Below are 12,848 nucleotides of genomic sequence, written 5' to 3' on the forward strand. Positions count from 1 at the left end.
AGATCTTCGCGTTCCTCCTCGTTCACCATGCCGTGCGGGACCTCATGCACGGAGCCGCACGACAGCAGGGACACGATCCGGACCGGATCTCTTTCTCGCGCGCCGTGCGCGTTGTCCGCCGCCAGGTCACCGCCCAGGCGGGCTTTTCCCCCCTCCCGACTCACGCGGGCCCTCGCTCAGACTCTGCTTGAAATCGGTCAACGGCTCCTGGAACCAAGGCGGTTACGCTCCAATCCCCGTGTCATCAAACGCAAGATGTCCAACTGGGCCCTCAAACGCACCGAACACAACAACCAGCCCAGGCTGGACACCCCAGTCATCACCCTCGTCGGACCCACCAAACCAGCCCCGACCTCCCGGAAGAAGACCTAAATCACCGGTATTGCGCCTAGCGGTGGTTTGTTAGACCGGGCAGTAGAGGTCCAGGGGTCTGCCGGTGCTGACGGCATTGATCAGGGCTTGGAGTTCGGTGGGAGGGGGGAGCTTGACCCCGAATGCTGGCCACACGTTATGCGTCTGGTGTCTGGGTAGTCGATGTTGCGTTTCGGAGAGTCTCGTAGGCGATCGGGCTGCCCTGCCAGAGCCGAGGGGGACGGCGATCCTCGCCGGAATCCGGGCCGGCCGAAGCTGGATCGCCGAATCGGCAGCTGTCGAGCTGTCGTTCACGGCCTCGGCCGGTGACAGGAGCGCCGGAATCGGTGATCGGCTGAAGGCAGGTGATGTGCCCGCCAAGGTGGGGGCGGACGTGCGCGGTGTGCCCTCGGGCGCTGTCAGCTTTCACACCGAACAAGGAAGGGCGCACCGCGCGTCGTTGCCCGGCTCGGGATCAGGTGCCGTGGAGTGGCATATCAGCACGTCGGAGTCGGCGTTCGTCCGTGTCGAGGTACTCCGTCCGGACGGGCACGCGGCGGCGCTCAGCAACCCGGTCATCCTGACCTGAACGAGTAACGCTGTCAGGCAGATCAAGTGGAAGGTGCGTCCCGCCCGGTCAGCCGGCGGCCGACCGCACCGGTTGTGTGAGGTGCCGCCACAAGAAGGTATGCACCAGGGCCTTGTTGTGGGCGGACTGTTCGTTGTCGCTGGCGCCCGCGTGGCCACCACCGATGTTCTCGTGGAGCAGGACTGGGTGACCGAGCTCGCGCAGACGTGCGGCCGCTTTGCGGGCATGGCCGGGGTGGACGCGGTCGTCACGGGTGGAGGTCGTCAGAAGAACCGGCGGGTAGACCTGGTCCGCGGTGAGCTGGTGGTAGGGGGAGAGCGCACGAAGGTGGGGGCGATCGGCTTCGGTGTCCGGGTTGCCGTACTCGGCGGTCCAGGACGCGCCGGAGAGGAGCTTGTGAAAGCGAAGCATGTCCAGCAGCGGTACCTGAGCTACGATCGCGCCGAACAGGTGCGGGTAACGGGTGATCATCGCGCCCATGAGCAGGCCGCCGTTGCTTCCCCCCGCGGCGCCCAGCATGGCCGGGGTGGTGATGCCCCGCGCGACGAGGTCTGCGGCGACGGCCGCGAAGTCCTCGAAGGCTCGTGACCGGTCCGCGCCGAGTGCGGCCTGGTGCCAGTCCGGTCCGTACTCGCCGCCACCTCGGATGTTCGCGATCACGTAGGTGCCGCCGCGCTCCAGCCACGCCCGGCCCGTCACCGCGTCGTAGGAAGGGATGAGGGAGACCTCGAAGCCGCCGTAGCCGTAGAGCAGGGCGGGGCCCGGTCCGGGCCCGTCGGAATGGCCGGGGCCGGTCACGAAGTATGGCACCCGCGTGCCGTCCCGGGAGGTCGCGAAGAACTGCTCCACCGCCAGACCAGCCGTGTCGAAGCGGGCCGGAGCCTGCTTGAGGATCTCCGACTCGGCGCCGATCCGCCCGTGGTGGAGGGTAGACGGCTGCAAGAACCCCGACACGTCCAGGAAGTACTCGTCGGAGACGTCCGGGTCCGTGTCCGCAACCGTGACGGCGGACAGCGCCGGGACGTCCACGAGCGGCTTGCGTGCCCACCCGCCTCCGGGGGTGGGGGTGAGGACCTCGATGCGGGTGCTGACGTCGCGCATCGTCTCCAGGATCAGATGGTGGCGGGTCCAGGAGTGCCCGGCCAGAGCCGTTCGCTCATCCGGAGTGAACAGCACCTCCGCGGTACGGTCACCCGCCAGGAAGGCGTCGAAGTCGAACGCCAGTAGGGAGCCCGCCCGCTGTCCGAGCCAGTCGGACTTCAAGGTGACGATCAGATGCCGGCGATGGGTATAGGCACTGGCGTCGTCGGGAACGTCGATCTTGACGAGCGTGGCGTCCGGGTTCAGGAGGTACATCTCGCTGCGGAAGAAGTCCAGCCACCGGGAGACGAAGTCCAGTTCGAAACCGGGTGTGGTGTCGTGCCGGCCCCACGCCGCCACATCTCCTGTCCCGGCCTCGAAGACCAGGTCGGCTTCTTCCAGCGGGGTGCCGCGTCGCCACCTGCAGACCGTACGCGGATATCCGGCGTCCGTCAGTGAGCCCGGCCCGAAGTCTGTGCCGATGAAGACGGTGTCGGCGTCGATCCACCCGATCTGCGTCTTCGCCTCCCCCACCTGGAACCCGCCATCGACGAAAGCCCGGTTGGCGAGGTCGAACTCCCGGACCACAACGGCGTCACCACCGTCGCGCGACAGACACACCAGTGCCCGGTCGTAATCGGGATGGCGCACCCGCGCACCCGCCCACGCCCACTTCTCGCCCTCCGCCGCGACGAGCGCGTCGACGTCGAGAAGGACCTCCCACTCAGGAGACTCCTTGCGGTACTGCTCCAACGTCGTACGCCGCCACACACCACGCACGTTCCCGGCGTCCCGCCAGAAGTTGTAAAGGAATACTCCGCGACGGACGGTGTAGGGGATACGGTCCGAAGCGTCCAACACCTCCCGCAGGCGCTCCTTCAGGGAAGCGAACCCGGCATCGGCGGCCAGCACCGCCTCCGTCTCGGCGTTCCGCTCGGCCACCCACTCGAGCGCGGCCTCGCCCTCGATGTCTTCCAGCCACAGGTACGGGTCTTCATCGGTCACGAGCCGAATTGTGCAGGCATGGAACGCGCGCCGAGACCACATCCACTCATTGTCGCCCCACCTGCTGTCGGCGTGCTGTCTCACAACCAGCCGCGGCGGGCCGCGATCACTCCGGCCTGGAAGCGGTTGGCGGCGCCGAGTAGCTCGTGCAGGCGGCTGATGCGGCGGCGCATGGTGCGGACGGACCAGCCGAGCTGGCGGGCTATCGCCTCGTCCTTGAGTCCGCTGACCAGGAGCGTGAGGACGAGTCGGTCCTCCTCACCGAGGGGGTCCTCGGCGGGGGCGTTGAGGGGCAGGGCCTGCTTCCAGCACATTTCCCAGTAGCCGGTGAGGGCATCGAGCAGGGTGGACGGGCGGATCACCGCTGCGCGGACGTCGTTGAGGTCGAGGGAGAGCGGCATCAGGGCGAGCTTGCGGTCGGCGATGGCGAGTTTGATGCCCAGGCCGGGCAGGACGCGGGCCTGTTCGCCGTGCCGGACCAGCTCGCGGATGTCGTCGAGGACGCCCGGCCATTCCAGGGCCTCGGGGGCGTAGACCGCGCGGTACCGTACGCCGCGGCCGAGCGCCGTCGCCTCCACCGGGTTGGAGGTGGTCAGGGCGTACGGCGGCCGGTCCAGGGTCATCACGTCCTCGTGGGCCTCCTGCTGAAGGCGGACGAACCAGCGGCCGAGCGCCTCGCTGCCGGTGGTGATCTCCACCTCGTCCTCATAGGTCGCGCCGGTGCGCGCGGCGGCGAACAGCCGGGACAGCTCGTCGGCCGCCGAACGGACCCGCTCCAGCTCATTGCTTCTGGCCCGCACCAGCGCCTCGACGGCGGCGCCCGGCTCGATCGCGGCGTACCGGCGGCGGGAGCCGGCGAGCCGGCCGACCAGCCCGTGGTCACGGAGCCGGTCCAGCGCCCTGGCGACGCGCTCGGCCGAACAGTCGAGATCCGCGGTGAGTTCGGCAGGCGCCGCCGTCCGCCGGGTCAGGACGGCGCGGTAGACGCTCTCGTCGAACGGATCGATGCCTGCCGCCGTGAGTTGCGGTGTGTCGGGAGTCATGGACGGATGGTGGCCCAGTTGTGCCAGCGGCAGCAATGGGCCACGTAGATCAGTTGTGCGGCAAGTGCCCTCACCACTAGGACCTTTACGCATGGCAATGAAGTCACGAAGATCGCGTCATGCCGCTCTCGCCGCCGTTGTTCTCGCCGGCACGTTGGCGGCGACACCGGGCGCAGCCAACGCGTCCACGCCCGATCCGTCGCAACGAGTGCTCGTCGAACTGTCCGGGAACCCAGCGGTCACCGCCGCGCCCGGTGGATCGCTGCTGTCCGCCGAGGCCGCCCGCGGCGTCGGCGCCGCCCGCCGCGCGCTCGACGCGCGGCAGGAGACATTCCTCGGCTCGGCGAAGAGCGCCGGGCTGCACCCTTCGGCGACCCGCAAACTGGGTCTGCTCATCGATGCCGTGGCAATGACGGTGCCCGCGTCCGAGGTGGGGCGGCTGTCCTCGCTGCCGGGCGTCACGGCCGTCCGCCCCGACACCCGGGTGCTGACGAAGACGGACGTGAGCGTGCCGCTGATCGGCGCACCCGGCGTCTGGCAGCGCAAGGACCCGGCCGGAAGTCGCGTCACCGGCAAGGGGACCACCGTCGCGATCCTGGACAGTGGCGTGGACTACACCCACCCCGACCTGGGCGGCGGACTCGGCAAGGGGCACAAGGTCGTCGGCGGGCACGACTTCGTCAACGGTGACGAGGACCCGATGGACGACAACGGCCACGGCACCCACGTCGCCGGCATCATCGCGGGCAAGGCGGCTGAGAAGGGCGGCGTCACCGGCGTGGCGCCCGGCGCGAATCTGCTGGCGTACAAAGTGATGGACGCCGACGGCTCCGGCTACACGTCGGACATCATCGCCGGAATCGAGGCGGCCTCCGATCCGGCCAACCCGCACCGCGCCGATGTCATCAACATGAGCCTCGGCGGCCCCGGCGACGGCACCGACCCGCTGGGCCGCGCCGCGACCGCGGCCGTACGAGCCGGTGTGGTCGTGGTGGCCGCGGCCGGCAACGACGGACCGGGCACGGGTACGGTCAACAGTCCCGGCACAGCCGACGGTGTGGTCTCGGTCGGCGCGTCGACGAGCAATCTGCGGCTGCCCAGCGCCTATCTGGCCGGCAGGGAAACGGAGTTGATCCAGAGTTACCGCGGCATCCTGTCCGCGAATCCGCCGGAGGACCCGGTCACGGCGCCGCTCGTCGATGTCGGCGAGGGCACCGCCGAGGACTGGGAGCGGGTCGGCGACGTACGCGGAAAGATCGTACGGGCGCAGATGCTTGTCGCCGCCGACGCGCGGTACCTGACGGCGAGCGCCGTGGAGTGGGCGCAGGAGGCGGAGAAGCGCGGTGCGATCGCCGTGCTGGCCGGCCTGCCCTCCAACGACGGCCCGGTGTTCGTCGCCGGAGCACCGGGAGAGGTGCGGCCGTCGGAGGTGAACCCTGAGCCGGGAGTGGCCCAGGTGCCGTCATCGCCCGCGCGGATCGACGCCTCCGGCGACTCGCTGCGCATGGACCACCTGGTGGTCATGGGCATCGACTCGACCCAGTACACGGAGTTGAGCTCCCGGCTCGCCGCCGGGAGCGTCTCGGTGACGCTGCGGGGCACCGACACCACCGACCGGATCGCCTCGTTCTCCTCACGCGGTCCCACACAGGGCTTCGGTCTGAAGCCCGATCTGGTCGCGCCGGGTGTGGAGATCCGCTCCACGGTGCCCAAGTCGCTGTACGGGCCCGGCCAGTACCGCATGTCGGGCACGTCGATGGCGGCCCCGCACGTCGCCGGCGCCGCGGCCCTGCTGCGCCAACTGCACCCCGGCCGGACGCCCACCGAGATCAAGGCCGAGCTGATCGGCACCGCGAAGCCGCTGAGCGGCACCGGGCCCACGACGCAGGGCTCGGGCCGGCTCGATGCGGCCGCGGCCGCCTCGGCCACGGTCAGCGCCTCACCGGCGTCGGTGTCGTTCGGGCTCGCCGACCTGTCCCGGCGTCACGTCGGCGGCACCGCGAAGGTGACGCTGCGGAACTCCGGCACGCGGCCGGTCGCGACCTCGCTGCGGACCGACGGTCCGGCCACGGTCTCGGCGAAGCGGGTCACCGTACCGGCCGGGGGAACCGCGACCGTCACGGTCTCGCTGCGCGTCGCCCGGCCGACTACCGACACCGAGATCAGCGGCCGTCTCACGGCGACTCCCGACCGGGGACCGGCGATCGGGGTGCCCTACCTGCTCGCCGTCCGGCATCTGGCCGTCCAGGCCGCACCCGACCCGAGCGACGGCCACTCGACCGTGCACATCGCCCCGCCGACCCGGCTGGCGGCACCGCCGGTCGTCACCGTCACCCCGCCTCGCGGCAAGGCCGTCGACGTCACTTCCACGCTCGATCCCGCCAGCGGGTACTACCGGGCCGAGGTGACCGGCAGCGTGGCCGGCGCCTACCGGGTCTCGGTACGCGGCACCGCCGGCACCGGGCAGCGGCTCACCGGAGCCGGCGCCTTCGAGGTCACCCCGGTCGACAGCCGCAGGGACCGCTGGGAGCCGGTAGGTCCCAACGGCCAGGCCGGCTCCATCGCCCTCTCGTCGAGCCGGCCGAAGCAGGCCGTCCTCACCCAGTACCAGAAGACGGCTCCCTGGCTGACCACCGACAACGGCGCCTCCTGGCGCCAGTTGGGACGACTGCCCGTCGCGGACGGCACGGGTCCGCTCGTGGTGGACGCGAAGAATCCCGACCGCTGGTGGTACGCCGTGAACAGCGTTCACGACGGCAGTCGCCGGGGCGCCATCCTGCGCACCGATGACAACGGGCGGACCTGGCGCACGCTCGACGTCCCGGACACCCGCATCGCGGCGCTCGCCGCCGATGAACAGACCCGCACCCTGGTCGCGGTCACCTCGGACGCACTGCTGGTCAGCACGGACGCGGGCGACCACTGGACGACGTATCCGACCGGTGTGACCGGCGCCGTCACCGCCGCCGCCGTCACCGGTGACACCCTCTATATGACGACGTATCACGGCGTCTGGGCCCGCTCCGGCATCGGCTCGGGCAACCCTGGCGAGGCACGCCTGCTCTTCGCCCCGTCCGGCGGGGGCGTCGGCGGGCTGGCCGCCGACTCCTCGGTCGTGGCGGTGTATGTCCCGGGCCGGGGAGTTGTCGGTTCCCGTGACGGCGGGGAGACCTGGACCACCCTGCTGTCCATGACGAACGGCGGCCTCCGCCTGACCATCTCGGGTGACGACCTGTACCTGAGCACACTGTCCGGCAGCGGCCGTCTCAGCCGCGACCACGGGCAGACGTGGACCACGGTCGCCGCGCCGTCGCGCGCAGCGGTACCGATGGACTACGACCGTTGGGCCGACGGTTCCGTCACCGTCTCCAGCGAGCAGGACGGTGTCTACCGGGGTGCAGCGGACGGCACCGGATATCGGCGGATCGGCGTCCAGGGACTGACCGTCAACGATCTCGCTGTCAGTGACGGCCAGCTGCTCGCCGCCACCGACAGTGCGGTCTACCGCACCGCCCTTCCCGTCGCGAGCCCGGAGTGGGGCCAGTCGGGCGGCGAGGGCAGGAGGGGCGTCACCGTCCCGCAACTTGCCGTGTCGGACAAGGATCCGAAGGTGATCTGGAAGGTGCGGCGCACCGCGTTCGGCTCATTCACCGTCGAGCGCAGCGGCGACGGCGGTGCCACCTGGGAGAAGAGGGGCAGTTCGGCGGAGGTGCCGACGGCGCTCCTGGTCCACCCCGCCGACCCGAACCGGGTCATGGTCAGCTTCCGAAGCCTTCTGGGCCAGGGGCTGTTCGCCACCAGCGACGGCGGCGCGACGTGGAAGAACCTCTACCACGAGCGCTCCTTCGGCACCATCGTGGGCGACCCCGCAAATCCGCTGCGCCTGTGGCTCGGCAACACCGCCGGTCTCTACCGGTCTGACGACGGCGGGGTGACCGTCACCAAAGTCGCCGACGGCCCGGTGACCGCGATCGACCTCGCCGGACGGCGTCTCGTCGTCGGCGGCGAGAGCGTCCGCGTCAGCACCGACGGCGGCCGGACCTTCCGCACCGCGGCCACCGGTCCTCTCGCGATCCATGTCTCCGACCTGCTCCGGGTCAAGGACACGCTCTACGCGGCCACCACCAGCTCCGGGGCCAGCGGCCTCCTGCAAGGCGGCCGCGGCGTACTGCGCAGCACCGACCACGGTCTGAGCTGGCACAACATCTCCACCGGCCTGCAGAACACCGACACCACCAAACTGGCCGCGAGCCCCGACGGCCGCACGCTCTACGTCGGCACCGTCGACGGCGGCGTGCACCGTCTCAACCTGCACCACTGATCACTACGGACCGGGCGCCCGGACGGAACCTCTGTCCGGGCGCCCGGTCCACGCGTTGACGCGGCCGGTGGAACGACCACGACGGCCGGGCCGCCCAGCGCGGGCGCTTCAGCGGCGGATTCGGTACAGCTTCCAGCCCGGGTCGGGTACTGCGGCCGGCAATGCCTTGGTGCAGTCCGTTTCCGGCGCGCGCAGAAGCTGCGCTGTCGGGCCGCGCTCCACCACCCGGCTGCCGGACATCACGATCGCCCGTCGCTGATCCGATGGACGACGGCCGGGTCGTGGGAGATGAACCCATGGCTGATGCCACTCCGCTCGCGGATGTCGGCAAGGAGGTTGGGGACCTGTGCCCGGAACGATACGTCCAGCGCCGCCACCGCCTTGTCCGGGACATGCGGTGCACGCCGTTGGTGATGCCGACGTCGGCGAGCAGCCGCAGGGCTGTGGTGCGTGCCTTGCGGGATGTCACCGACAGGTTGGTGACCACGGCTTCGGTGAGGAAGTCACCTGTGGTGCGGACCGAGTTGATGTGTGCGCGAGAGTCCCGGTAGATCATCGCGATCCGGCTGGTCCGCAGGGCGCGTAGTCCACGGGGTGTCAGGTCGAGGATGGACTGGCCGTCGAAGTCGGTGGGTCCGCCGAGACAGGCTCCGGGGGCGTGCGCCGGGTGACGGAACGGGCCGTCATCGACTTGCCCGATCCGGATTCTCCGACCAGTCCGACGACCTCGCCACGGGCGATGGTGAGGGTGTCCGTGCGTGGGGTCAGGGTGAAGTGGTGGGGTTCCGCGCAGGGTAGGGCGTACGGGCCACACCCGACGCCCCTGGGCGGGTCAACCACACGAGGGGCTCACCACGTCCCGCAGAACAACGCAGGGAGGCGTGACAGCTCCGCAAACGTTCCTGCCGGACAGCGTGATGCAACAGACTCATCCCCACGGCCTTCGTGCTGGGCGTGTGTGTTCCTTGGTCGGAACACGTGCTCAGCCGAAGGCCGCCTGCATATACGGCAGTTACCAGATCGTGTGATCAAGCACGAGAAGCCGTTCTACTCCCGAGATCAAAGATCAAGCCAGGCGTTGAGCGGACGGTGCGGCTCGCGCCACATCGCCCACAGCACCGGCCCGTCCCCCGGCAGCCGCACCTCTTCACGCACGGTGAAGCCGAAGTGTTCGTAGAAGGGGAGGTTGGACGCTTTGGAGGACTCCAGATAGGCGGGCAGGCCCGCCGCATCGGCCTTGGCCAGCCCCGAGCGCAGCAGAGCGGCGCCCTGTCCCTGGCCCTGGGCCGCGGGGTCGGCTCCGATCAGCGCCAGGTACCAGTGCGGTTCCTGGGGCGTGTGCTTGGCGGCCGTCTCGACGGCGTCCCTGAACAGCCCAGCCCGGTCGCCGAGAATGTTCTAGCTCCTGGATGGTTTCCGCGTCGGGAACGGCCTTGGCCTGCGCCTCCGGCGGTACCCAGAAGGCCGCCGCGGCCTCGGTGCACTCGCACACGCTGTTGTGGACGTACTGCCGGGTGAAGATCGTGGTGAAGTAACTGCCCAGTGATGCCTCGCGCGAGGAGTCGTCGGGGAAGAACCAGCGCATCATCGGGTCATCGTCGAAGGCGCGGGCCAGGGAGCGACTGATCGGTGCAGCATCCTCGATCGTTGCCGTCTTCGGCATGTTCTCTATCGGCATACGGACATTCTGCATCCGATGATCTTGGATCGCGGGGGCGGGTCCCTGGTCCGCTCACGGTGACAACGGGACGGCTCTGGTACGGGAGGTCAGCACGAAGAGACGCAGCCAGGCGATTCAGCAGCAGTCATGAGTTGCGCGGCTACGGTCTGCCCGACAGGACCCTCACCCAACTCATCGGACAGAACACCTGGTGCTGTGACCGGGATGAGTCAGCGGGTTTCCGATCGCCGGGCGTGCTGCCGCACGGGGGCCATCGAACAGGCTCTGGGTCCAGGGCGGCCGCAGCCGAGGCCCATGAGCTCAGCGAGACCGACCGGGGGCAAGGAAAGATCGTTCCGACTCCTTGGAGATCGGACCCTTTCGCCGGGTTCGCCTGGCCACGCCTCGCGGATGGAGTGGGCGGCGGGGATCGATTTGACTAGCGGCTACATATCGCGAAAGCTAGATGCGTTCCCTGGAGAGGTGAACGGAGAGGCAGACCGATGAATCCCCTGGCCGTACACAAGGCGCTCGCCAATCCCGCGCGCCTGCAGTTCATGCAGTGGCTCAAGGATCCGGCGAACTACTTCGACGAGGACTCCTACCGACAGCAGGGGCTCGGCTTCCACATCGGCGTGTGCGTCGGCGACATCCAGAAGCGTGCCGGGCTGGCACAGTCGGTGGTGTCCAGCTATCTGCAGACCCTGAAGGACGCGGGGCTGCTCACTTCGGAGCGCATCGGCAAGTGGACATACTACCGACGCAATGAGCCGGTCATCGCCGAGTTCGCCGCACACGTCCGCGACGAGCTGTAGCCCACCTGTAGCCCAGCCGATTTCCGCGCACATGCACTCTCCCAGAGTTTAATGTATCTACGTTTCTAGATTTGATGAAGGGTTGCGATGAGAAAGACCTCCCTCACCGTCCTGGTGCTCGCCCTCGGTGTATTCGGGATCATCACCACCGAGATGGGCATGGTCGGCGTGCTCCCCCAGGTCTCGGCCGAGCTCGATGTCACGCCGTCCGCCGCGGGGTGGCTCGTCGGCGTCTTTGCCCTGGTCATCGCCGTGTCCGGGCCGTTCACGACGCTTCTCGCCTCCGGCGTCGACCGCAAGAGGGTGCTCGCCGTCGCAATCGCGGTGTTCGCTGTCTCCAACGCCGTCTACGCACTCACCACGCAGTACGAGGTGATGCTGGCCTTCCGCGTCGTTCCCGCCCTCTTCCATCCGGTGTTCTTCGCGGTCGCGCTCGCGACAGCCGCACGGCTGGTGCCGGCCGGGGACGCGACCCGGGCCACAACGACCGTGTTCGGCGGAGTCACCGTCGGCTTCGCCTTCGGTGTGCCGCTGACCTCGTACCTCGCCGAGCATGTGTCCCTGGCGTCGGCGTTCTGGTTCGGTGCGCTCGTCAACCTGATCGCCTTCCTCGGAATCCTGCGGTTCGTACCGTCGATGCCTGTTGGGCAACGGGCGTCCTACGGTGCCCAGTTGAGCGTTCTCAAGCGGTCCCGGATGTGGCTGACCATCGCGTCGGTCGTCCTCGTCTTCGCGGCGATGTTCTCGGTCTACGGCTACTTCGCCGAGTACCTCGGCCAGGTCACGCACATGGATGGGACGTGGGTCAGCGCCATGCTGATGGCGTTCGGCGTCATCATGATCCTTGGGAACTTCGTCTTCGGTGGGCTGTTGCGGCGCAATCCGATTCGTACGGTGGTCGCCTACCCCGTTCTGTGTCTGCTCGTCTACGTGCTCCTGTACGCCGTCGGCCCGCTGTTCGCGCCGATGGTCCTGGCCGTACTGGCCTGGGGGGCCGTGCACTCCGGCGGGCTCATCGTGAGCCAGAGCTGGCTGGGAAGGGACGCCGTCGACGCGCCCGAGTTCGGCAACAGCCTCTTCATCTCGTTCTCGAACCTAGGCATCACCGTCGGAACCGCGGTCGGGGGATGGGTCATGACTGAGTACGGCGCCCGTCAACTCGCCTGGGCAGGGAGCGGCTTCGCGGTCGCCGCGCTGATTGTCATGGCTCTGCGGCTGGGACTGGACCACGCCGGTGCGCGACAGACGCCGCCCACCGGCCAGGAGATGCGGACACTCGGAGACGTCCGGAGCTGAGACGACCGGAGCCGGTCATCGGGGCTCCCGTGGACTCCTCGTCGGAACGGACGCCGACGGTCGTCCTTGGACAGGGTGCGCTTCGATATCGGCGCTCTTCGGGGGACAAGTGAATTGATGAGCGGTCAGCAGCCGGAGCCGGGCGGTGCGTCACCGGTCTTCCAGCCGCTCGCGGGAGACGATCCGACCACCATCGCCGGATACCGGCTGGCGGCGAAACAGCAACCCAACGGATCACTCGACGCGGTCGGCGAGGATCCGCGCGCACTCCATGGACTCACTCCGCGTCGTGTCCACCTCCAGGTCGTGGATCACGCCCTGGAGGACCACGTCCGCCTGCGATGCCGCCATTCCCGTGACCCGGTCGCCGCGCGCGACCTCACGGGCTGCGGCAACCGCACTCTCGCACCGGACACCGACCCACAACACCCGCACCCCGCCAAGCGCCTTCCACCATCGCTGCTGGGACGCCACCCCGCCGAGAAAGATTTCTTCGACGACGACCCTGGCTCCGGCACGGGCCATCGTGGCGACCCCCTCGATCCACGCCGTCTCCAACGTACGGAACTCGGGGCCGACAATCACCTCACCGTCCGGAGCGAACTCGATGCCCGCCTCCGACGCACGCGTGGACGCGGGCATCGCCTGGATCCATTCCCGGCGCGACGCCGCCGTGCGCACGGCGCGG

Annotated in this window: 6 protein-coding genes and 2 pseudogenes; 3 read left to right on the forward strand and 5 right to left on the reverse strand. The window is 69.1% G+C overall.

Annotated elements, in window-relative coordinates:
• Nucleotides 1-988: 988 nt before the first annotated feature.
• Both ACFVV1_RS23880 and ACFVV1_RS23885 read right to left on the reverse strand, forming a co-directional pair.
• On the reverse strand, nt 989-3,067 hold the full coding sequence (locus ACFVV1_RS23880; RefSeq protein ID WP_389992576.1) for a prolyl oligopeptidase family protein: 2,079 nt from the start codon (nt 3,065-3,067) through the stop codon (nt 989-991).
• 38 nt (nt 3,068-3,105) lie between these two features.
• The gene (locus ACFVV1_RS23885) at nt 3,106-4,068 is read right to left on the reverse strand and encodes a helix-turn-helix domain-containing protein (protein WP_389992578.1); all 963 of its coding nucleotides are present in this window, start codon (nt 4,066-4,068) and stop codon (nt 3,106-3,108) included.
• Nucleotides 4,069-4,159: 91 nt separating this feature from the next.
• On the opposite strand from ACFVV1_RS23885, the gene ACFVV1_RS23890 reads away from it, so the two are divergent.
• A complete protein-coding gene (locus ACFVV1_RS23890; RefSeq protein WP_389992581.1) occupies nt 4,160-8,389 on the forward strand; it encodes a S8 family serine peptidase in 4,230 nt (1,409 codons plus the stop codon).
• Nucleotides 8,390-8,986: 597 nt separating this feature from the next.
• On the opposite strand, the gene ACFVV1_RS23895 is transcribed toward ACFVV1_RS23890, so the two are convergent.
• Together ACFVV1_RS23895 and ACFVV1_RS23900 are read right to left on the reverse strand one after the other, a co-directional pair.
• Nucleotides 8,987-9,229 carry an ATP-binding cassette domain-containing protein gene (locus ACFVV1_RS23895; protein ID WP_389992584.1) on the reverse strand — a complete coding sequence of 81 codons (243 nt, stop codon included), beginning with the start codon at nt 9,227-9,229 and terminating at the stop codon, nt 8,987-8,989.
• Between the two features lie 219 nt (nt 9,230-9,448).
• Nucleotides 9,449-10,067, reverse strand: a pseudogene (locus ACFVV1_RS23900) (GNAT family N-acetyltransferase).
• Nucleotides 10,068-10,552: 485 nt separating this feature from the next.
• On the opposite strand from ACFVV1_RS23900, the gene ACFVV1_RS23905 reads away from it, so the two are divergent.
• The gene (locus ACFVV1_RS23905) at nt 10,553-10,864 is read left to right on the forward strand and encodes an ArsR/SmtB family transcription factor (protein WP_389992587.1); all 312 of its coding nucleotides are present in this window, start codon (nt 10,553-10,555) and stop codon (nt 10,862-10,864) included.
• 87 nt (nt 10,865-10,951) lie between these two features.
• Nucleotides 10,952-12,160, forward strand: a complete 1,209-nt coding sequence (locus ACFVV1_RS23910; protein WP_389992590.1) for an MFS transporter — start codon at nt 10,952-10,954, stop codon at nt 12,158-12,160.
• Nucleotides 12,161-12,394: 234 nt separating this feature from the next.
• Here the strand turns inward: ACFVV1_RS23910 and ACFVV1_RS23915 are convergent.
• A pseudogene (locus tag ACFVV1_RS23915) lies at nt 12,395-12,811 on the reverse strand (chloramphenicol phosphotransferase); the annotation flags it as partial.
• Nucleotides 12,812-12,848 lie beyond the last annotated feature (37 nt).

The sequence above is a fragment of the Streptomyces sp. NPDC058092 genome, from assembly GCF_042884935.1.
GTDB lineage: Bacteria > Actinomycetota > Actinomycetes > Streptomycetales > Streptomycetaceae > Streptomyces.

Excerpts from the sequence above, each read along its gene's own strand:
- ACFVV1_RS23880 (WP_389992576.1), bottom strand. The coding sequence starts at position 3,067 with ATGTGGTCTCGGCGCGCGTTCCATGCCTGCACAATTCGGCTCGTGACC.
- ACFVV1_RS23885 (WP_389992578.1), bottom strand. The coding sequence starts at position 4,068 with ATGACTCCCGACACACCGCAACTCACGGCGGCAGGCATCGATCCGTTC.
- ACFVV1_RS23890 (WP_389992581.1), top strand. The coding sequence starts at position 4,160 with ATGGCAATGAAGTCACGAAGATCGCGTCATGCCGCTCTCGCCGCCGTT.
- ACFVV1_RS23905 (WP_389992587.1), top strand. The coding sequence starts at position 10,553 with ATGAATCCCCTGGCCGTACACAAGGCGCTCGCCAATCCCGCGCGCCTG.
- ACFVV1_RS23910 (WP_389992590.1), top strand. The coding sequence starts at position 10,952 with ATGAGAAAGACCTCCCTCACCGTCCTGGTGCTCGCCCTCGGTGTATTC.